The 19,817-nt window shown below is 71.0% G+C and carries 20 protein-coding genes; 6 read left to right on the top strand and 14 right to left on the bottom strand.

Annotated features, from left to right (window positions below; genetic code table 11):
* Window positions 1-12: 12 nt before the first annotated feature.
* The 3 genes from BCR15_RS10805 to hemQ are packed head-to-tail and all read left to right on the top strand — an operon-like array spanning window position 13 to window position 3,058.
* On the top strand, window positions 13-1,281 hold the full coding sequence (locus BCR15_RS10805) for a glutamyl-tRNA reductase (RefSeq protein ID WP_176715232.1): 1,269 nt from the start codon (window positions 13-15) through the stop codon (window positions 1,279-1,281).
* Window positions 1,278-2,330, top strand: coding sequence for a ferrochelatase (locus tag BCR15_RS15330; protein ID WP_176715233.1), 1,053 nt, complete (start codon window positions 1,278-1,280; stop codon window positions 2,328-2,330). Before BCR15_RS10805 ends, BCR15_RS15330 begins: the two co-directional genes overlap by 4 nt.
* Window positions 2,330-3,058 (top strand): hydrogen peroxide-dependent heme synthase, encoded by a 729-nt coding sequence (gene hemQ, locus BCR15_RS15335; RefSeq protein WP_256094605.1) that lies wholly within the window; start codon window positions 2,330-2,332, stop codon window positions 3,056-3,058. Before BCR15_RS15330 ends, hemQ begins: the two co-directional genes overlap by 1 nt.
* Before the next feature lie 4 nt (window positions 3,059-3,062).
* Here the strand turns inward: hemQ and BCR15_RS10815 are convergent, their stop codons facing one another.
* Genes BCR15_RS10815 through BCR15_RS10835 form a run of 6 tightly spaced genes read right to left on the bottom strand, consistent with a single transcriptional unit; the run spans window position 3,063 to window position 7,175 of the window.
* Window positions 3,063-4,076 carry an LLM class flavin-dependent oxidoreductase gene (locus tag BCR15_RS10815; protein WP_068752197.1) on the bottom strand — a complete coding sequence of 338 codons (1,014 nt, stop codon included), beginning with the start codon at window positions 4,074-4,076 and terminating at the stop codon, window positions 3,063-3,065.
* A 6-nt stretch (window positions 4,077-4,082) separates the two neighbouring features.
* Window positions 4,083-4,700 carry a histidine phosphatase family protein gene (locus BCR15_RS10820; protein ID WP_068752198.1) on the bottom strand — a complete coding sequence of 206 codons (618 nt, stop codon included), beginning with the start codon at window positions 4,698-4,700 and terminating at the stop codon, window positions 4,083-4,085.
* Window positions 4,697-5,098: a ribosome silencing factor gene (gene rsfS, locus BCR15_RS10825; protein ID WP_068752199.1), complete on the bottom strand. Its 402-nt coding sequence runs from the start codon at window positions 5,096-5,098 to the stop codon at window positions 4,697-4,699. Before rsfS ends, BCR15_RS10820 begins: the two co-directional genes overlap by 4 nt.
* Window positions 5,085-5,753, bottom strand: a complete 669-nt coding sequence (nadD, locus tag BCR15_RS10830; RefSeq protein WP_068752200.1) for a nicotinate-nucleotide adenylyltransferase — start codon at window positions 5,751-5,753, stop codon at window positions 5,085-5,087. Before nadD ends, rsfS begins: the two co-directional genes overlap by 14 nt.
* Window positions 5,750-5,887, bottom strand: a complete 138-nt coding sequence (locus BCR15_RS14965; RefSeq protein WP_153302428.1) for a hypothetical protein — start codon at window positions 5,885-5,887, stop codon at window positions 5,750-5,752. The genes nadD and BCR15_RS14965 overlap by 4 nt, the downstream gene beginning before the upstream one ends.
* A gap of 46 nt (window positions 5,888-5,933) precedes the next feature.
* Window positions 5,934-7,175, bottom strand: coding sequence for a glutamate-5-semialdehyde dehydrogenase (locus tag BCR15_RS10835; protein ID WP_068752201.1), 1,242 nt, complete (start codon window positions 7,173-7,175; stop codon window positions 5,934-5,936).
* Window positions 7,176-7,477: 302 nt separating this feature from the next.
* On the opposite strand from BCR15_RS10835, the gene BCR15_RS10840 reads away from it, so the two are divergent.
* Window positions 7,478-8,311 (top strand): endonuclease domain-containing protein, encoded by an 834-nt coding sequence (locus BCR15_RS10840; RefSeq protein WP_068752202.1) that lies wholly within the window; start codon window positions 7,478-7,480, stop codon window positions 8,309-8,311.
* Window positions 8,312-8,506: 195 nt separating this feature from the next.
* Here the strand turns inward: BCR15_RS10840 and BCR15_RS10845 are convergent, their stop codons facing one another.
* The 6 genes from BCR15_RS10845 to BCR15_RS10870 all read right to left on the bottom strand — a co-directional run bounded on the left by BCR15_RS10845 (window position 8,507) and on the right by BCR15_RS10870 (window position 14,210).
* On the bottom strand, window positions 8,507-9,109 hold the full coding sequence (locus tag BCR15_RS10845; RefSeq protein ID WP_068752203.1) for a PQ-loop repeat-containing protein: 603 nt from the start codon (window positions 9,107-9,109) through the stop codon (window positions 8,507-8,509).
* A gap of 41 nt (window positions 9,110-9,150) precedes the next feature.
* On the bottom strand, window positions 9,151-10,248 hold the full coding sequence (gene proB / locus BCR15_RS10850; protein ID WP_068752204.1) for a glutamate 5-kinase: 1,098 nt from the start codon (window positions 10,246-10,248) through the stop codon (window positions 9,151-9,153).
* Window positions 10,238-11,746 carry a GTPase ObgE gene (gene obgE, locus BCR15_RS10855; protein WP_068752205.1) on the bottom strand — a complete coding sequence of 503 codons (1,509 nt, stop codon included), beginning with the start codon at window positions 11,744-11,746 and terminating at the stop codon, window positions 10,238-10,240. Before obgE ends, proB begins: the two co-directional genes overlap by 11 nt.
* Window positions 11,747-11,835: 89 nt before the next feature.
* Complete coding sequence (gene rpmA, locus BCR15_RS10860; RefSeq protein WP_068752206.1) at window positions 11,836-12,087, bottom strand: 50S ribosomal protein L27; 252 nt, start codon at window positions 12,085-12,087, stop codon at window positions 11,836-11,838.
* 10 nt (window positions 12,088-12,097) lie between these two features.
* Window positions 12,098-12,406, bottom strand: coding sequence for a 50S ribosomal protein L21 (rplU, locus tag BCR15_RS10865; protein WP_068752207.1), 309 nt, complete (start codon window positions 12,404-12,406; stop codon window positions 12,098-12,100).
* Window positions 12,407-12,533: 127 nt separating this feature from the next.
* Window positions 12,534-14,210, bottom strand: a complete 1,677-nt coding sequence (locus BCR15_RS10870; protein WP_068752208.1) for a ribonuclease J — start codon at window positions 14,208-14,210, stop codon at window positions 12,534-12,536.
* A 73-nt stretch (window positions 14,211-14,283) separates the two neighbouring features.
* Here BCR15_RS10870 and BCR15_RS10875 point away from each other — a divergent pair, with 73 nt between their 5' ends.
* Entirely contained in the window at window positions 14,284-14,817 is a 534-nt protein-coding gene (locus BCR15_RS10875; RefSeq protein WP_078920277.1) for a GNAT family N-acetyltransferase, read from the top strand.
* A gap of 105 nt (window positions 14,818-14,922) precedes the next feature.
* Complete coding sequence (locus tag BCR15_RS10880; protein ID WP_197971759.1) at window positions 14,923-16,593, top strand: BCCT family transporter; 1,671 nt, start codon at window positions 14,923-14,925, stop codon at window positions 16,591-16,593.
* A gap of 12 nt (window positions 16,594-16,605) precedes the next feature.
* Here the strand turns inward: BCR15_RS10880 and dapB are convergent, their stop codons facing one another.
* Complete coding sequence (dapB, locus tag BCR15_RS10885; protein ID WP_068752210.1) at window positions 16,606-17,346, bottom strand: 4-hydroxy-tetrahydrodipicolinate reductase; 741 nt, start codon at window positions 17,344-17,346, stop codon at window positions 16,606-16,608.
* 138 nt (window positions 17,347-17,484) lie between these two features.
* On the bottom strand, window positions 17,485-19,686 hold the full coding sequence (locus tag BCR15_RS10890) for a polyribonucleotide nucleotidyltransferase (RefSeq protein ID WP_068752211.1): 2,202 nt from the start codon (window positions 19,684-19,686) through the stop codon (window positions 17,485-17,487).
* Window positions 19,687-19,817 lie beyond the last annotated feature (131 nt).

Below are 19,817 nucleotides of genomic sequence, written 5' to 3' on the forward strand. Positions count from 1 at the left end.
CGCACTGTGACTATGCGTGTCTTCTCCATCCAGCACGACCGCCACGGCCTGACCGAGGTCGAGCGGATCAGCGCGGATGTCGACGGTGTCGCGGCGCGGATGTGCTCGCTGCCGGACGTGACGGGCGCCGTGGTCCTCAGCACCTGCAACCGCGTGGAGGTGCTGCTCGACACCACCGGACACGCCGCGAACACGGACCTGCGCGCGGCGCTGGACGCGCAGTTCGCCGAGCCGCCCGCCTGGGACCTCTACCTGGGCGAGGCCGCCCTGGGTCACCTGTTCCGGGTGGCCTCCGGCCTCGACTCCATGGTGGTGGGCGAGCGGGAGATCGCCGGCCAGCTGAAGCGCGCCCTGGCCGACGCCCAGGCCGCGGGGCACACGTCGCTGCCGCTGACCATCGCCGTCGACGAGGCGCTGCGCACCTCGCGACGCATCGCGAACGAGACCGCACTGGAAGGCGCCGGGCGTTCGGTCGTCGGCGTCGGGTTGTCCCTCATGGGCGTCGAGGACTGGACCCGCGCCACGGCCACCATCGTCGGCACCGGGTCCTACGCCGGTGCCGTGGTCGCCGCGCTGCGGCACAAGGGCGTCGCGCACATCAGGGTCCACTCGGCGTCGGGTCGCGGGTCGACGTTCGCCGACAGCCACGACCTCGAGCACGTGGCCACCCTGGACGACGCGCTCGCCGGCACGGACATCGTCGTCACGTGCCGCGGCCTCGGCTCCCCCGTCATCACGCCGGCCCACGTCGCCGGTCCCATGCGTCTGCTGGACCTGTCCCTGCAGCGCGACGTCGACCCCGCCGTCGCCCGGGTCCCCGGAACGGTCGTGGTGGACCTCGCGAGCATCCAGGCGTCGATCCAGCCGTGTTACGCGGAGGACACGCGGCGGGCCGAGGCCCTCGTCCAGGCGGGCGTCGCGGACGTCATGACCCGGCTGCGCTCCCGGATCGTCGACCCGGCCGTCGTCGGGCTGCGCGACACGGTCATGGGCATGGTCGCCGACGAGGTGGCGCGGCTGCCGCAGCGCCAGCTGTCGCACGACGACGCGGCCCTGGCGCTGCGCCGGCTCGCGACTCGCCTGCTGCACATCCCGTCCTCCCGGGCGCGCGTGGCCGCCGAGCAGGGCCGCACGGAGGAGTACCTGACCGCGATGGCCGAGCTGTACGGCATCGGCGCCCCGGAGACGGTGGACCCCGACGGGTTGGAGGACGCGCACTGCCCGGTCACCAACCTGCAGGTGGCCGATCTCGACACTCCCGACGCCCAGGAGGCCATGTGACGTCCCTCGCCCCGTACACAGCGGTCCTGTTCGCCTCGTACGGCGGCCCCGACAAGTCTGAGGACGTCCTGCCCTTCATGCGCAACGCCACGGCGGGCCGCGGCATCCCCGACGAGCGGCTGATCGAGGTGTCGCGCCACTACGAGCTGTTCGGCGGTAGGTCGCCGATCAACGAACTCAACGCCGCCCTCATGGACGCGGTGCGGGGCGAGTTGGCGCGGCGCGGCGTCGACGTGCCCGTCGTCATCGGCAACCGCAACTGGCATCCGTACATCGAGGACACGGTCCAGTCGCTCGGCGACGACGGGCACGAGCGGGTCGTGGCCCTCGCGACGTCGGCCTACTCGTCGTACTCCGGGTGCCGCCAGTACCACGAGGACCTGATCCGCGGCGCCGACGGGCACGCGATCCGGATCGACAAGGTGGACCCCTTCGCGGAGACGCCGGGCTTCGTGTCGGCAAACGCCCGGGCCCTGGTCGCGGCCGTGCGGCGACTCCGGGAGCGCATCGGCGACGAGACGCTGCGGGTGCTGTTCGTCACCCACTCCATCCCGACGGCCATGAACGCGGCCTCGTCGACGGGTGAGCCGGAGCGACGCTACGACGCCCAGCATCTGCGCGTGGCCGCCGCCGTCGCCGCGGAGGCCTCGGCCGAGCTGGGTGAGGAGCTGGCGTGGGAGCTGACCTTCTGCTCGCGTTCGGGCGCCCCCCACATCCCGTGGCTGGAGCCTGACGTCAACGACCGGATGCCTGAGGTGCAGGCCGAGGGTGTCGCGGGTGTGGTGGCGGCCCCCATCGGGTTCATCTCGGACCACATGGAGGTCGCCTACGATCTCGACACGCAGGCCCGGGACACCGCCGCCGAGCTCGCGCTCCCCTACGAGCGCGCGGCGACCGTCGGCACCGACCAGGGCTTCGTGTCGTTGCTGGTCGACCAGCTGGTCGCGGCGGCCGAGGTCGCCCGCGGCGAGCGCCCCGACGAACCCCGCTGCCGCTTCAGCACCGGGCGCTGCTGCCTCCCCCGCCCCGCCCAGGAAGGACCCCGATGATGAGCAAGCACCCCGGTCGCGACTCCCGCGACGAGCAGGACGTCGACCTCGAGGCCATCAACGCCACTCCGCTGTACGCGCTGTACTCGGTGTTCGCGACCGCGGCGCCGCTCCCGGAGGAGGCCGCGGACCGGCTCGCGACGCAGGTCGAGGACCATCTCGCCGACGCCGGGGTGACGGTGCGCGGCTTCTACGACATCGGCGGATTCCGCGCGGACGCCGACCTCCTGGTCTGGACGCTGGCCAACGACCCGGCGTCGCTCCAGGCCGGCTACCACGCTCTGCGGCGCAGCGCGCTCGGGGCGCATCTGGAGCCCGTCTGGTCGGTGATGGGCGTCCACCGCCCGGCCGAGTTCAACCGGACGCACGTCCCCAGCTGCTTCGCCGGGTTCGCGCCGCGGCCGTGGCTGACGGTGTACCCGTTCGTCCGCAGCTACGACTGGTACTACCTCGACGAGGCCCACCGCTCGCAGATGCTCATGGAGCACGGGATGGCGGGGCGCGAGTACCCGGATGTCATCGCCTCGACGCTGTCGTCGTTCGCTCTCAACGACTACGAGTGGATCCTGGCCTTCGAGGCCGACGAGCTGCACCGGCTCACCGACGCCATGCGCCACCAGCGCGGCGTCGAGGCCCGCCTCCACGTCCGCGAGGAGACCCCCTTCTTCACCGGGCCGCGGGTCGAGCTGGCCGAGTGGATCGGGCGCCAGCCGGCCTCGCTCGACTGAGCGCCTACTTCCAGCCGACCTCCCGGGCCACGGCCAGGAGGTTCTCCATCCAGTGCCGGTTGTAGTCGACGCCCAACTGCGAGGGCATGGTGAACAGCACCTGGTCGGCTTCCATCACCGCCTCGTCGGCGCGGAGCATCGCCGCGACCTCCTCTACAGTGCCCACCATCTGGGGGCCTGACCGGGCCCGCGACCCGTCCAGCTGGCCCACGCTGTCGCCGCCGTGGCCGTGCCGCCCGAAGTAGCGGCGATCGTCGTCGGACGTGATCGGGAAGGCCGGGCGGGTGACGGCCGCGAGACCGGGCCCCGGATGCCCGAGCCGATGGAAGACCCGCCGGTAGGTGCGCACCTGGTCGGCCTGCTGGATGTTGAAGGGGCGGCCGTCCTCGGCCAGCAGCAGAGTGGAGCTCAGCAGGTTCATGCCCTGCTCGGCGGTCCAGACGCCCGTCTCGTGCGACCCGGCGCCCCACCAGATGCGGTCCGGCAGGCCGGGGCTGAGGGGGCGGATGGGCAGGTCGGGCCCCTCGCCCAGCGCGAGTGCGCGCGCGGAGTGGGCCACCGGCTCCCCGGCGATCGCGCGGCGGAAGCGGGCCACCTTGGACTGCGCGTGGTCCGCCCACGACTCGCCGTCGCGGAGGCTGTAGCCGAACTGGCGCTGGCCGTCCGCGGCCACCTCCGGGCTGCCGCGCGAGACGCCGAGCTGCAGCCGGCCGTCGGCGATGAGGTCGGTCGCAGCGGCCTCCTCCGCCAGGTGCAGCGGGTTCTCGTAGCGGAGGTCCACCACGCCGGTGCCGACGTCGATGCGACGGGTGACCGCCGCCATCGCCGCCAGCAGCGGGAAGGGGGTGGCGTGCGACTCCTCGAAGTGGTGGACCCGCACCCACGCCCCGTCGAGGCCGATCTCGTCGGCGACGACGGCGAGCTCGATGTGCTCACGCAGCGAGGCGCGGGCGTCCGGCACCCTCGCCCCCACCACCGGTCGGTAGTGGCCGAACGACAGGAAGCCGATCTTCGTCATAGTCGATTATCGGTCCGGACCGTGGAAGATGCCGACGTTGTGCGCGAGCAGCCGCCACGCCCCGTGGGCGAAGCCGAGCTCGCTGAAGTGCGCGTTGCCGAGGCCGCCGAGCACCCTGCCCTCCAGCCCGAGCAGCGCGTGGATGACGCGGTTGAGCAGCAGACCGTGCGACACCACGAGCACGGTGCGGTCCGGGTGGGTCGCGACGATGTCGAGGACCGCGGGCACACCGCGCGCCACGACGTCGGCGAGCGTCTCCCCCTCCGGGGAGCGGCGGAAGTCGACGCCGTTGGCGTACATCGACTCGTAGTCCGGCATCGAGGCCTTGACCTCGTCCCAGGTGAGCCCGGACCAGCTGCCGACGTCGATCTCCATGAGCCGGGGATCGGTGCGCACCTCAATGCCGGGGCGGACGATGCGTGCGGTGTCGAGGGCGCGGCTCAGCGGCGAGGCGTACACGGCGTCGACCTCGGTCGCCGCCAGCGCGGCCCCGGCGGCCTCGGCCTGCCGCCGACCGGCGCCGTTGAGGGGCACGTCGGCCTGCCCCTGGAACCGTTGCGCGGCGTTCCAGTCGGTCTGGCCGTGCCGGAGCAGGAGGAGACGGGTGGCGTGCTCCAGCTTCACAGGGCGGGGTCGTCGGACCGTGCCGGGTCGTCGGGGGCGAGGTCGAGGTCCAGCGGGATCTGCGGGCAGTCCTTCCACAGGCGCTCGAGGTTGTACAGCGAGCGCTCCTCGGTGTGCTGCACGTGCACGACGAAGTCGATGTAGTCCAGCAGCACCCAGCGGTTCTCCCGGTCGCCCTCGCGGCGCACCGGCTTGCGGCCGGCGGCGATGAGCTTCTCCTCCACGCCGTCGACGATGGCGCCGACCTGGCGCTCGTTGCCGGCCGACGCGATGAGGAAGACGTCGGTGATGGCGAGCTGCTCGGACACGTCGAAGGCGACGATCTTGTGGCCCTGCTTGTCGGCCGCCGCCTGCGCGGCGATCCGCACCGGGGCCAGCACGTCGTCAGCTACGGTCATGGGGTACTCCTGATCCCGGGGCCGGATACAGGCCCCGCTTGGCGATGTACTGGACGATGCCGTCGGGCACCAGGTACCAGATGGGCTCGTGGGCGCGGACGCGCTCACGGCAGTCGGTGGACGAGATGGCCAGGGCCGGGACCTCGAGCAGCGTCACGGAGTCCTCGGGCAGGTGCGCCAGGTCCGCGGGAGTCATGGGGACCCCCGGGCGGGTGACCCCGACGAAGTGGGCGAGGTCGAACAGCTCGTCCGCCCCGTACCAGGTGAGGATCTGCCGGACGGCGTCGGCGCCCGTGATGAAGAACAGGTCGGTGTTCGGGCCGCGCTCGGTGCGCAGGTCCTTCAGCGTGTCGACGGTGTAGGTGTTGCCCGGGCGGTCGATGTCGACCCGCGACACCGAGAACCGGGGGTTCGACGCCGTCGCGATGACCGTCATCAGGTAACGGTCCTCCGCGGGAGACACCTCGCGGTGTGACTTCTGCCACGGCATGCCGGTGGGGACGAAGACCACCTCGTCGAGCGCGAATTTCGCCGCGACCTCGGACGCGGCCACGAGGTGGCCGTGATGGATGGGGTCGAAGGTGCCGCCCATGACGCCGAGCCGGTAGCGGCGCTGCCCAGCGGCGCGGGCGATGCCCAGCTCTGTCGACGTCACTTCGAGTGCGGACGCCCGGAGCCGAAGCCGACGATCCAGGCGATGGCACCCAGCAAGATGACGAGCGCCAGCGCGCCCATGACCCAGCTGGGGATGGCGGGCGACGCTGCGGCGGTCTCCAGAAGAAGGCTCATGGCGACCGATCCTAGCAAGGCGCTGGGCGCCGTCGGCCGTCGCGCGTCAGGCGCGGACCTGGCCGTCGCCCTCGATGACGTACTTGCTGCTCGTCATCTCCGGAAGCCCCATCGGTCCGCGGGCGTGCAGCTTCTGGGTCGAGATGCCGATCTCTGCGCCGAAGCCGAACTCGCCGCCGTCGACGAAGCGGCTGGAGGCGTTGACGAGCACGGCGGCGGCGTCGACCTCGGCGACGAAACGGTCGGCCGCGCGGCGCGACCGGGTGACGATCGTCTCCGAATGCCCGGTGGTGTGGGCGCGGATGTGGTCGAGGGCCTCGTCGAGGGAGTCGACGACCTTGGCCGCGAGATCCAGCGTCAGATACTCCGCGTCGTACTCGTCCGGCCCGGCGGGGACGACCGCCTCCGAGTAGGCGACGGTGGCCGGGTCGCCGTGGACGGTGACGCCGGCGCCGTGCAACGCCTGGAGGGCGCGGGGCAGGAACGTGTCGGCGATGTCGCGGTGGACCAGCAGCGTCTCGGCGGCGTTGCAGACGCTGGGCCGCTGGGTCTTGGCGTTGAGGAGGATGGTGATCGCCTGGTCCACGTCGGCGTCGGCGTCGACGTAGACGTGGCAATTCCCGGTGCCGGTCTCGATGACGGGCACGGTCGAGCCGTCGACGACCGCCTGGATGAGCCCGGCGCCGCCCCGCGGGATGAGGACGTCGACGAGGCCGCGGGCGCGCATGAGCTCGGCCGTGACGTCGCGGCCGCCCTCGACCAGGTGCACCGCGTCGGGGGTGACCCCCGCCGCCTCGAGGCCGGCACGCAGCGCCTCGACGGTGACGCGGTTGGAGTTCAGCGCCGAGGACGAACCGCGCAGGAGCGCGGCGTTGCCGGACTTGAGGCAGATGCCGGCGGCGTCCGCGGTGACGTTGGGGCGGGCCTCGTAGATGATGCCGACGACGCCGAACGGGACCCGGACCTGCCGGACGCTCACGCCGTTGGGCAGCTTCCAGCCGCGCACGACGTCGCCGACGGGGTCGGGCAGAGCAGCGAGGTCGCGGAGTCCCTGCACCATGCCGTCGATCCGGGCGGGGGTGAGCGCGAGGCGGTCGACGATGGACTCTGGCGTTCCGGCCGCGCGGGCCGCCTCGACGTCGGCGGCGTTCGCCTGCAGCAGCCGGCCCTCGGAGGCGGCGAGGGCGTCGGCCATCGCGTGGAGTGCCGTGTCCTTGGCGGCCCGGGTGAGGGTGGCGAGTTCGACGGCCGCCCCGCGGGCGGCCACTGCCTGCGTCTGGAAATCCATGGGGGAAGTCTAGGCGTGGCGCGCCGTCGCGGCCCCGGCCGTCTCGGCTCGGGGGTGGCGCGGCGCGGGGGCGGGGGTCGGGAGGTCGGGGCGAGGGTTGAGCCTGACACGCGGTCTGTGGGCGTGGGTTGAGCCTGACTCGCGGTTCGTCCAGCCTTGACGAGCCTCCGGCGGTGGCCGCGGCCGAGATCGGGCGGAATCAGCCGATTTCCTGGGTTGAAACCTGGATCAGGCTCATCTGTGGATAGCGGAACACAGGCTCCCCCGCCGCCCATCACGACGGCATGAGAGAAGACATCCGGATGAGGCTCGAGAGCGAGCTCGTGATCAACGCCACCCTGCACCCTGAGTTGGACCGCTCACTCAACGCCTACCGGTGCCGCGGTCATCTCGTCGCTGTGTTGCCGAACATCTTCGCGTTGGCCGATCGCGCGCGGGACTTCGACGTCCGCGTCGCGGCCGCCGCGTCGTCGACCCGTCCCTACACACTGCTCGGGCGCGCAGCGGCGAAGTCATGGTGGGAGGAACTCGAGTGCGACACCGTCGATCTCGCCCACCCGTCAATCCTGCACGACCGGTCCGGCTTCCGTTTCCACGAACGGTTCATCCCTCCCGCCCTGGTCAGACCGGCATCCGGCATGCTCTGTACCGCTCCGGCGCTCACGGTTCTCGATCTCATCCCGGAGTTGGGGGCTGAGGCAGTTGACGAGGCACTCCGACGACGGGTCGTCACGCTGGGACAACTCCAGGCGGCGCTCGCCCTGACCCCGCGACGTCGCGGCAACACGATGCGGCGCGAGATTCTCAAGGACTCGCGGTCCGCTCCCTGGTCGGGGCTGGAACGTCGCGCGCACCGCGTGCTGCGCGAGGCGAAGATCACCGGGTGGGTGACCAACTTCCCCGTGGTGCTCGGCGGCCTGAACCACTACGTCGACGTGGCGTGGCCGCATCTGAAACTGGCCGTCGAGCTTGACGGGTTCGAGCACCACGGCGGCAGGGAAGCGTTCCATCATGACCGGCGGCGCGACGCGGCGCTCACCGCAGCCGGCTGGCACGTGCTCCACTTCTCGACCGAGACCCTGTCTGCCCTACCCGACGCTGTGCGCGGGGCCCTGCGCACCCGGCGACGAGCCTGAGCCATGGCTCAACCGCCGATTGACCGCTATTCGGAGCAGTTCGCTGGTTGAGACGAGCCGCAGGCTCAACTCACCGCCGCGACCCGCGTGTCAGGCTCAACCCACGCCCACAGACCGCGTGTCAGGCTCAACCCACCCCGCGCCAGCGGGGTGGGGCGGGGGCGAGCGGGGGAGGGCCCAGACGGCCCAGACGGCTCAGACGGCCAGCGCGACGCGTGAACGGCCGCGCACCCACCGCACCATGTAGACCGCGAGGTTGAGCGAGCACACCACCGTCATCGCCCCGGCGCAGATGATGAGCGCCCAGTCGGTGGTCAGCAGCCCGAATACGAACCACATCGCCTGCACCACCAGCATGATGCCCAGATACCCCACCGAGACACCTGTCAGGTCCGGAGCGGTGACCATCTCCTTGAGCTGCGATCCCTGCCCCATCAGCTGCGGCACCGCGATGATGAACCCGAACGCCATGGCCCCGAACATCAGTTCAACGCTGGTCAGGGCCCCGGCCAGAGCCACGGGCAGGATCAGCTGCGGGGCGATGCGCTGCCCGCGGTCGCGCAGCACGAACACGACGATCACCAGCGCCAGCCCCGACATCAGCATGTTGGGCCACTGCATCTGGGCCTTCTGCACGAGGAACCCGTGCACCATCCAGGCACCCGTCGTCGCGGCGGAGATCTGCCACAGCCGCAGCGACACCCCGGCGCTCGTGCCCGCCCGCAGGATCCGCAGCAGCTGCGGGAGATTCGACGCGATGCCGACAGCAGCAGCCACCCACCCGAAGACTTCGATCACCTGCTCAGCGTAAGCCGCGCGTCAGCGCCGGTGAAATCGCCTCACTGTTCGCTCAGCATCATGAGATCGCGGTGCACGACCGGTCGCTGGTCGCGGTGCCCGTCCTCATCGCTGCGGTGCCCGATCTCGCGCACCAGGTCGGCGCTGGAGTAGCCGACGAAGCCCCTCCCGATGGGATGCCCGTCCGGCCCCACGATCTCCACGGGCTCGCCCTCCGCGAAGGTGCCCTCCACCTCGCGGACCCCGATCGCCAGCAGCGACGCCTTCCCGGTGGTGAGCGCTCGCCTGGCCCCCTCGTCGACGCGCAGCGCCCCGCGGGGCTCTGCGGCGAACGCCAGCCACAGCAGCCGCCGCGGTCGGCGCTTCCTGGTGGCGACGAAGAACGTCCCGACGGGCTCCCCCGCCAGTGCCCGCTCCAGGTCGTCGGCGTGGCCGAGGACGACGCTGACTCCGGCCTGCGTCGCGATGTCGGCAGCCTGCAGTTTGGTGCGCATGCCGCCCGTGCCGACCTTCGAGCCGACCCGGGACGTGTCGACCCGCAGCGCCGTGATGTCATCGACCCGCTCGATGCGCCGCGCGCCAGGGGTGTCGGGGTGCGCGGTGTAGAGGGCGTCGACGTCGCTCATGAGCAGCAGCGCGTCGGCCCGGACCAGGTGGGCGATGAGGGCCGCCAGCCGGTCGTTGTCGCCGAACCGGATCTCGTGGGTGGCCACGGTGTCGTTCTCGTTGACGATCGGCACCACGCCCAGCCGGAACAGGCGCGAGATGGTGTTGAGGGCGTTGCGGTAGGTCTTCGGCCGCAGCACGTCCTCGACGGTCAGGAGCAGCTGCGCGACCGTGACGCCGTGCTCGGCGAACGCGTCGGCGTAGTGCCGGATCAACAGGCCCTGACCGACGGCGGCCGCGGCCTGCTGCGTCTCCAGGTCCCGCGGGCGGCGGCGCAGACCGAGCGGTCCCAGCGCGGCGGCGATCGCCCCCGACGTCACGAGGACCACCCGGACCCCCCGCTCCTGCAGCGACGACAGGAGCCGGGCCAGGGTCCTGATCCGTTCGGGATCCAGGTGCCCGTCGGGGCGGGTCAGCGAGGAGGACCCCACTTTGACGACGACGCGTTTCGCGTCGGCGACCTCACGCCTCATGCTCGGGGTCGCCCTCCTCCACCGCCTCGTAGCCGGAGGTCGCGTAGTCGATGCCGGCCTCCTTGGCCGCATGGTACTCGGCGTCCATCCGCTTGCGCCGCTGCGCCGCAGGACGGTCGGCCTCGAGCCGCACGTCCTCGCCGCGGCGGCTGAGGATCTCGGCCCCGGTCTCCACCTGGGGCGCGAAGTCGAACACGACGGCGTCCTCGCCGCCGATCGCGACGGCGTCACCCTGGCGCGCACCGAGGTCGAGCAGCTTGTCCTCGACACCGAGCCGGTTGAGCCGGTCGGCCAGGTAGCCGACGGCCTCGGCGTTGTTGAAGTCGGTCTGCCGGATCCAGCGCTCGGGCTTCTCGCCCCGCACCCGCCACACGAAGCCGCCCTCGCCGTCGCCCTTCTTGACGATGGTGAACTCCGCCGTCGGCTGGCGGCGCCCGACCGGCGCCGGCCGCAGCACCGGCTTCGGCGCGGCGGCCTCGGGGAGGGAGGCGCGCCGGGCGGCCACGATCTCGGCCATGGCGAACTTGAGGTCGTTCAGGCCCTCCCCCGTCTTGGTGGAGATCTCGAAGATGCGGTGCCCGAACCTCGCCAACTCGGGCCGCACGATCTCGGCCAGTTCATGCGCGTCCGGCAGGTCGACCTTGTTCAGCGCGATGAGCCGCACCCGGTCCTCGAGCCCGCCGTGCGCGGCGAGCTCCGCCTCGATGACCTCCAGGTCGGCGACCGGGTCCCTGCCCGGCTCGTAGGTGCCGAGGTCGATGACGTGGACGATGGCCTGGCAGCGCTCGATGTGGCGCAGGAAGTCGAACCCGAGGCCCCTGCCCTCCGACGCGCCCTCGATGAGGCCGGGCACGTCGGCGACGGTGTAGGTCACGTCCCCGGCGACGACCACGCCCAGGTTGGGCACCAGGGTGGTGAAGGGGTAGTCGGCGATCTTCGGCCGCGCCCGCGAAATCGCCGCCACCAGCGACGACTTGCCGGCGGACGGGAACCCGACCAGGCCGACGTCGGCCACCACCTTCAGTTCGAGCTGGATGAGGCGGCTCTCCCCGTCCTCGCCGAGCAGCGCGAAGCCCGGCGCCTTGCGGGCGGACGTGGCCAGCGCAGCGTTCCCGAGGCCACCCTTTCCGCCCTGGGCGACGACCAACTCGGCCCCCTGCTCGGTGAGGTCGGCCAGCACCTCGCCCGTGTCGGCATCGCTGACGACGGTCCCGCTGGGCACTGCGAGGACGACGTCCTCACCCCGGGATCCGTGCTGGTGGTCGCCGCGGCCCGGCTGGCCGCTGACCGCCTTGCGCACGGACTGGCGGTGGTAGTCGACGAGCGTGGAGAGCGAGTCGTCCACGCGCAGGATGACCGACCCGCCGTCGCCGCCGTTGCCGCCGTCGGGCCCACCGAGGGGCTTGAACTTCTCGCGGTGAATGGATGCGCAGCCGTGGCCGCCGTTGCCGGCCTGCACCGTCAGCTTGACGCGGTCGACGAACGAGGGGATGGCCATCGGGACTCCTAGGGTGTGCTCGCCTCAGTCTAAGGCGGAAACGAAGAACGGCCCCGGAGGGCCGTTCTCGAGAAAGTGCGGGTGCCGGATCAGGCGGGCACCACGTTGACCACGCGGCGACCGCGCTTGACGCCGAACTCCACCTGGCCCTCGACGAGGGCGAAGAGGGTGTCGTCGCCACCGCGACCGACGCCGTCACCGGGGTGGAAGTGCGTGCCGCGCTGACGCACGAGGATCTCCCCCGCGCCGACCAGCTGGCCGCCGTATCGCTTCACGCCGAGGCGCTGCGCGTTCGAGTCACGACCGTTCCGCGTCGAGGACGCGCCCTTCTTGTGTGCCATTGTTCGCTCCTCAGCCCTTGATCCCGGTGATCTTCACCTGGGTGTACCGCTGGCGGTGACCCTGGCGCTTCTTGTAGCCGGTCTTGTTCTTGTACTTGAGGATCCGGATCTTCGGACCCTTCGCCTCGCCGACGACCTCGGCGGTCACGGAGACCTTCCCGAGCGCCTTGGCGTCCGAGGTGATCTTGTCGCCGTCGACCAGCAGCAGCGGCTGCAGGGACAGGGTCTTGCCGACCTCTTCGGACACCAGGTCGATGTCCAGGACGTCGCCGACAGCAACCTTGTGCTGACGTCCACCGTTGCGCACGATCGCGTACACGACTGACCTACCTTCTTGGGTTCACTTCAAGCATTGCGGCGTGCCCGTCCAGTCCGGATGGAAAGGGGGCAGAACACCGAGGGACAACTCTACTTGGGCACCAGCGACCGGTCAAACCGGCCGCGGGTCACGTCGTGACGACGACGGGAACGATCATCGGGCGCCGCTTCAGCGTCCGAGACACCCACTGCCCCGCGACCCGCCGCGTCACCTGCTGCAGCCGGTACGGGTCGTCGACGCCGTCGCGCAGCGCGTCGAGCAGCGCGGCGGCCACCCGCTGGCGCACCTCCTCGAAGACGCTGTCGTCCTCGGCGAAGCCGCGGGCGTGCACGTCCGGCCCGCTGACGATCGTCCGGTTGTGGAGGTCCACGGCGGTGATGACGGAGACGAACCCCTCCTCGCCGAGGATGCGGCGGTCCATGATCGACTCGGAGATGTCGCCCACCGTCGACCCGTCCACGAAGACATAGCTGGCGTCGATGGAGCCGACCTTCTTCGCGATCCCGTCCTTGAGGTCGATGACGTCGCCGTCGCCGGACACGAGGACCCGCTCAGCCGGCACGCCTGTTGCCTGGGCCAGCTTGGCGTTGGCGATCAGGTGCCGGGCCTCGCCGTGCACCGGCAGCACGTTGCGCGGCTTGAGGATGTTGTAGCAGTACAGCAACTCCCCCGCCGAGGCGTGGCCCGAGACGTGCACGAGCGCGTTGCCCTTGTGTACGACGGTGGCGCCGAGCCGGCTGAGGCCGTTGATGACGCGGTAGACCGAGTTCTCGTTGCCGGGGATCAGCGAGCTGGCCAGCAGGATCGTGTCGCCCTCCCCCACCTCCACGACGGGGTGGTCGCGGTTGGCGATGCGGCTCAGCGCCGCCATGGGCTCGCCCTGGGAACCGGTGGAGACGATCACGACCTCGTTGGCCGGGTAGCGGTCGATCTCCTTGAGCTCGATGAGCGTGCCCGCCGGGACCTTGAGGTAGCCCAGGTCCCTGGCGGTGGACATGTTGCGCACCATGGACCGCCCGACGTAGACGACCTTGCGGCCGTGCTTGACGGCCAGGTTCAGCACCTGCTGCACCCGGTGGACGTGGCTGGCGAAGCACGCGACGATGAGCTTGCCGCGGGCCTGGTCGAACACGCGGGCGATCGCGGGCTCGACATCGCGCTCGAGCGTGGTGAAGCCCGGCGTCTCTGCATTGGTGGAGTCCACCATGAAGAGGTCGACGCCCTCCTCACCGAGCCGGGCGAAGCCGCGCAGATCCGTGATGCGGCCATCTAGCGGCAGCTGGTCCATCTTGAAGTCGCCGGTGTGCAGGACCAGGCCGGCCTTGGTCCGAATGGCGACGGCCAGGGCGTCGGGGATGGAGTGGTTGACCGCCAGGAACTCGAACTCGAAGTTGCCGACCTCGAGGATCTCGCCCTCTTCGACGGCGTCGAGGTCGAAGTCGCGGATGCGGTGCTCCCGGAGCTTCGCGGCGAGGAACGCCAGCGTCAGCTTGGATCCGAAGACGGGGATGTTAGCCCGCTTCTTCAGCAGGTAGGGCACCGCGCCGATGTGGTCCTCATGGCCGTGGGTGAGCACCAGGGCGACGATGTCGTCGAGGCGGTCGTTGAGGTAGTCGAGCGCGGGGAGGATGAGGTCGACGCCGGGGTGGTCGTCCTCGGGGAACAGCACGCCGCAGTCGACGAGCGCGATCTGCCCGTCGATCTCGAAGGCGGTCATGTTGCGGCCGATGTCGCCGAGCCCGCCGAGCGGTATCACCCGCAACGTTCCGGGGGCGAGCTTGGGGGGCTGGGTCACGTCGGTCATGGGGTCAGGCTAGTGGATGCGCCGCGTGCCGCGGGTCCTCGGAGGACGCGGGGCCGCGCTTAGGATGGACGCCATGTCCGTCTCCGACACCGTCCGACTTGCCCTGCCCGCCGAGGCCGTCGACGTCGCGCGCATCCAGCGCCGCGCCTGGGCCGAGTCCGGCCTGCTCGCCGCAGCGGGCGGCGGGCTGCCGGCCGACGAGGCGGCCCGCGTCTGGCACGAGGCCATCGTCAAGCCCCCGCTGGCGCACCTCAGGGTGCTGGTCGCCATCGGGGACGACGGCGTCGTCGGCTTCGCCGTCACCGGGCCCAGCGGCGACCCGGACCGCGAGGAGCGCGACGGCACCATCGCGGAGTTCGTCGTCGACCCGCGGCACCGCGGCGCCGGTCACGGGTCGCGGCTCATGAACGCGGCCGTCGACACCCTCCGGCAGGACGGTTATGAGGTGGCCACGATGTGGGTCCGCGCCGCCGACGACGGGCTGCGGGCCTTCCTGGTGGCCTGCGGGTGGGCCGCCGACGGCGCGCACCAGGAGATCGCCACGGCCGACGGCGCCCCCGGCGTCAAGCTCGTCCGCCTCCACACCGACATCCGGGCCGCGTCCTAGCGGAGTTTGCGGGCACGGCGCGGTCGTGACAGGGTAGAGGCTGCTTTTTTTCGAGTGACGATCCTCTCCGAACTGACTGACGCGACATCTGACCCAGGAGCCCCCGTGCCCACACCAGTGACCCCACGCACCGCCGAACGCGACATGAACCCCGAGTCGGGGCCGCCACAGCACGGGAAGGAGGGGCTCAACCTCTGGGTGTTCGTCACCTCGGCCGCGCTCATCGCCGTCGCGCTGGCGGCCGCGCTGCTGGCCCCGCAGGCGTTCAACGGCATCGTGTCCACCATCAACACCGTCGTGGTCAACTCCATCGGCTGGTACTACGTGGCGCTGGTGTCCGGCTTCGTGATCTTCGCGCTCGCCGTCGCCTTCAGCAACCTGGGCACGATCCGCCTCGGCCCTCCGGACGAGGCACCCCAGTACCGCTGGCGGACCTGGTTCGCGATGCTGTTCGCCGCCGGCATGGGCATCGGCCTGGTGTTCTGGGGCGTGGCGGAGCCGCTGTGGCACCTCGCGTCCCCGCCGCCCGGCTTCCGCGAGTCGGGGATCGAGGCCCAGGGGCGCCGTGCGATGGCGCAGACGTTCCTGCACTGGGGCGTGCACGCGTGGGCCGTCTACGTCGTCGTCGGTCTGGCGGTCGCGTACGCCGTGCACCGCCGCGGGCGCCCCGTGTCGATCCGCTGGGCGCTGGAGCCCCTGCTCGGCAAGCGCGTCGACGGTCCGCTGGGCAACGCGATCGACATCGCGGCCGTCGTCGGCACGCTGTTCGGCGTCGCGACCTCCCTCGGCCTGGGTGTCAATCAGATCGCCGCGGGGCTGGAGCACCTCGGCGTCGTCGAGGGCACCACGACGGCCAAGCTCGTCATCATCGCGGTGATCACCGCCTTGTCCACGCTCTCGGTCGTCTCGGGTCTCGACCGGGGCATCGCGTTTCTCTCGCGCGCCAACCTGTGGCTCGCGGCGCTGCTCCTGGTGGCCGTGCTGATCCTCGGCCCGACCCTGTTCGTGCTGCGCGAGCTCGTGTCCAGCTTCGGCGGCTACATCCAGAACTTCGTGTCCATGTCCTTCCAGACCTTCGCCTTCTACGGCGACCGCGGCGAGTCGTGGCTCGGGTCGTGGACGACCTACTACTGGGGCTGGTGGATCGCCTGGTCGCCGTTCGTCGGGGTGTTCATCGCCCGCATCTCCCGCGGTCGCACGGTCCGTGAGTTCGTGGCCGGCGTCCTGCTCGTCCCGACCGCCGTCACCATGCTGTGGTTCTCCGTCATGGGCGGGGCCGCGTTGTACCAGCAGATCTTCGGCGGGGTCGACCACATCGTCGACGGCGGCGTCAGCACCAACACCGCGCTGTTCGAGATGCTCGGCCAGCTCCCCGGCGGTCCCGTCCTGTCCGGCGTGGCCGTGCTGCTGGTACTGGTGTTCTTCGTCACGAGCTCCGACTCCGGATCGTTCGTCGTGGACATGCTCACCCACAACGGCAATCCCAACCCGCCCGTCTGGTCGCGGGTCTTCTGGTCGGTGCTGGAGGGCTCGATCGCGGCCGTGCTCATCTGGTCCAGTTCCGCCGCCCTCGGCGGCGACACCTCGGGCATCGCCGCGCTGCAGGCCCTGACCATCGTGGCCGCGGCCCCCTTCTCGCTCGTCATGATCGGGATGTGCCTGTCCCTGATCAAGGCGCTGCGCCGCGACGTCGCCGCCTGGCAGCGGGCCGAGGAGGCGGTGCTGCGGAGGGAGCTCGCGGCGGAGGCCGCCGAGATCGCCAGCCGCTCGCAGTAGCGGCGGCGGCCCTCAGAGGCCGAGGACCGACTCCATCTCGAGCGTCAGGCCCGCGTGGTCGACGATGTAGCGGATCCCCGCGACGACGCCCGGCATGAACGACGCCCGGTCGAACGAGTCGTGCCGGATCGTGAGCGTCTCGCCCGGCGCCCCCAGGAGCACCTCCTGGTGGGCCACCAGGCCCTGCAGCCGGACGCCGTGGATGTGCACCCCGTCGACCACCGCCCCGCGCGCCCCGTCGTCGTGGACGGTGGCGTCCGGGACGGGCGGCATCTGGGCCGCGGCGCGGGCCGCGCCGATCCGTCGTGCGGTGGTCGCTGACGTGCCCGACGGCGCATCGGCCTTGTTCGGGTGGTGCAGCTCGACGATCTCCACCGAGGGGTAGAACGGCGCAGCGGTGGCCGCGAACCGCATCATGAGCACGGCGCCGATCGAGAAGTTCGAGGCGATGAGGACCCCGGCCTCGGGGTGGGCCGCGCACAGGTTGCGGACCCGGTCCAGCTTCTCGTCGGTGAAGCCGGTGGTGCCGATCACCATGTGGATGCCGCGCTCCAGGCACCACGCGATGTTGTCCATGACGGCGTCGGGGTGCGTGAAGTCGACGACGACCTGCGCGCGCCCGACCTGCTCGCGAGGCTCCCCGAGGTCACACCCGCCGACGATGGTCATGCCGTCGGCGCGCTCGACCGCCCGCACGACCTCGGTGCCCATCTTGCCGCTGGCCCCGAACACACCCACCCTGATCTCGGTCATGTCCGCACTCCCCTCGTCTCGACGTCGCTGTCCATCCAACCATCCCCGGACGCGGCCCGCCAGCGGCGCCCCCGCCAGGACAGACGCCGAGGGGCGGGCCCGTGACGGGCCCGCCCCTCGGCGGTCATTCAGGCTCGATCAGGCCTCGGCGTCGGTCTTCTCCTCGACCACCGGAACGAGCGACAGCTTGCCGCGGTCGTCGATGTCGGAGATCTCGACCTGGAGCTTCTGCCCCACCGACAGGACATCCTCCACGTTCTCGACGCGGGCGCCGCCGGCGAGCGGGCGCAGCTTCGAGATGTGCAGCAGGCCGTCCTTGCCGGGCAGCAGCGAGACGAAGGCCCCGAACGCCGTGAGCTTCACGACGGTCCCGAGGAACCGCTCGCCGCGCTCCGGCATGTGCGGGTTGGCGATCGCGTTGATCGCGGCGACGGCCGCATCCGCGGCCTCCCCCGTCGTGGCGCCCACGTAGATGGTGCCGTCATCTTCGATGGAGATGTTGGCGCCCGTGTCGTCCTGGATCTGGTTGATGATCTTGCCCTTCGGGCCGATGACCTCACCGATCTTGTCCACCGGGATGCGCAGCGAGATGATCCGCGGCGCGTAGGGGCTCATCTCGTCGGGGACGTCGATCGCCTCGCCCATGACGTCGAGCAGGGTGTGCCGGGCGTCGCGGGCCTGCAGCAGGGCCTTCTGCAGCTCGACGGCGGGGATGCCGTTGAGCTTGGTGTCCAGCTGCAGCGCGGTGACGAAGTCACGGGTGCCGGCCACCTTGAAGTCCATGTCGCCGAGCGCGTCCTCGGCGCCCAGGATGTCGGTCAGCGCGATGTACTTCGTCTCGCCGTCGACGTCCTCGCTCATGAGGCCCATCGCGATGCCCGCGACGGGCGCCTTGAGGGGCACACCCGCGTTGAGCAGCGACAACGTGGACGCGCAGACCGAGCCCATCGACGTCGAGCCGTTCGAGCCCAGCGCCTCGGACACCTGGCGGATCGCGTAGGGGAACTCGGAGCGCGTGGGCAGCACGGGGATCAACGCCCGCTCAGCCAGGGCACCGTGGCCGACCTCGCGCCGCTTCGGGGAGCCGACTCGGCCGGTCTCGCCCGTCGAGTACGGCGGGAAGTTGTAGTTGTGCATGTAGCGCTTGGTGTTCTCGGGCGAGAGCGTGTCGATCTTCTGCTCCATGTCGAGCATGTTGAGGGTGCTGACGCCCAGGATCTGGGTCTCGCCGCGCTGGAACAGCGCCGAGCCGTGCACGCGCGGGATGACCGCGACCTCGGCCGCCAGTTCGCGGATCTCGGCGGGGCCGCGGCCGTCGATGCGGACCTGCTCGGTCAGCGTGCGGTGCCGCACGATCTTCTTGGTGAGTGCCTTCAGCGCGGCCGACACCTCATTCAGGCGGCCGTCGAAGCGCTCGGTGAGCTGCTCCGTGACGTCCTGACGGATGGCGTGCGTCGCCTCGTCGCGCTCCTGCTTGCCCTTGATCTGCATGGCCTGGGCCACGCGGTCGGCGGCGAGCTCGGAGACGGCGTCGAAGACGTCGTCCTGGTAGTCGCGGAACACGGGGAAGTCGTAGGTCTCGCGCGGCAGCTTGGCGGCCAGCTCGGACTGCGCGTCGCACAGCGCCTTGATGAACGGCTTGGCCGCCTCGAGGCCCTGACCGACGACCTCTTCGGTCGGCGCGGTCTTGCCGGAGCGGACGAGCTCCCACGTGGCGTCGGTGCCGCCGGCCTCGACCATCATGATCGCGACGTCACCGTCGGCGAGCACGCGGCCCGCGACCACCATCTGGAAGGCGGACTGGGCCACCTGCTCCACGGTCGGGAACGCGACCCACTGGTCGTCGATGAGGGCGACGCGCACGCCACCGATCGGCCCGGAGAACGGGAGGCCCGCGATCTGGGTCGACATCGACGCGGCGTTGATCGCCACGACGTCGTACATGACAGCCGGGTTGAGCGCCAGGATCGTGACGACGACCTGGACCTCGTTGCGCAGGCCCTTGACGAACGCGGGGCGCAGCGGGCGGTCGATCAGGCGGCAGGCGAGGATCGCGCCCTCGCCCGGGCGGCCCTCACGACGGAAGAACGAGCCGGGGATCTTGCCCGCGGCGTACATGCGCTCCTCGACGTCGACCGTCAGCGGGAAGAAGTCGATGGCCTCCCGCGGGGTCTTCTGCGCGGTGGTCGCCGACAGCAGCATGGTGTCGCCGTCCAGGTAGACGGCGGCCGAGCCATCGGCCTGCTGGGCCAGCACGCCGGCCTCGAAGCGAATAGTGTGGGTGCCGTACTTGCCGTTGTCGATAACGGCCTCGGCGAATTCGATGCCTGGTCCTTCCACGGACAGGCTCCTTTCGGGGTGTGTGCCACCCGCGCAGGGCGAATCGTCGCCGGGATTGTCTGCCGGTCTTCGATCGAGGCCCGCGGGGGCGCCCTGAGGCACCCGAAGGCCACTACCGAGGACCAGACGGA

Origin of the sequence: Tessaracoccus lapidicaptus (assembly GCF_001693815.1) — a bacterium.
Lineage (GTDB): Bacteria > Actinomycetota > Actinomycetes > Propionibacteriales > Propionibacteriaceae > Arachnia > Arachnia lapidicapta.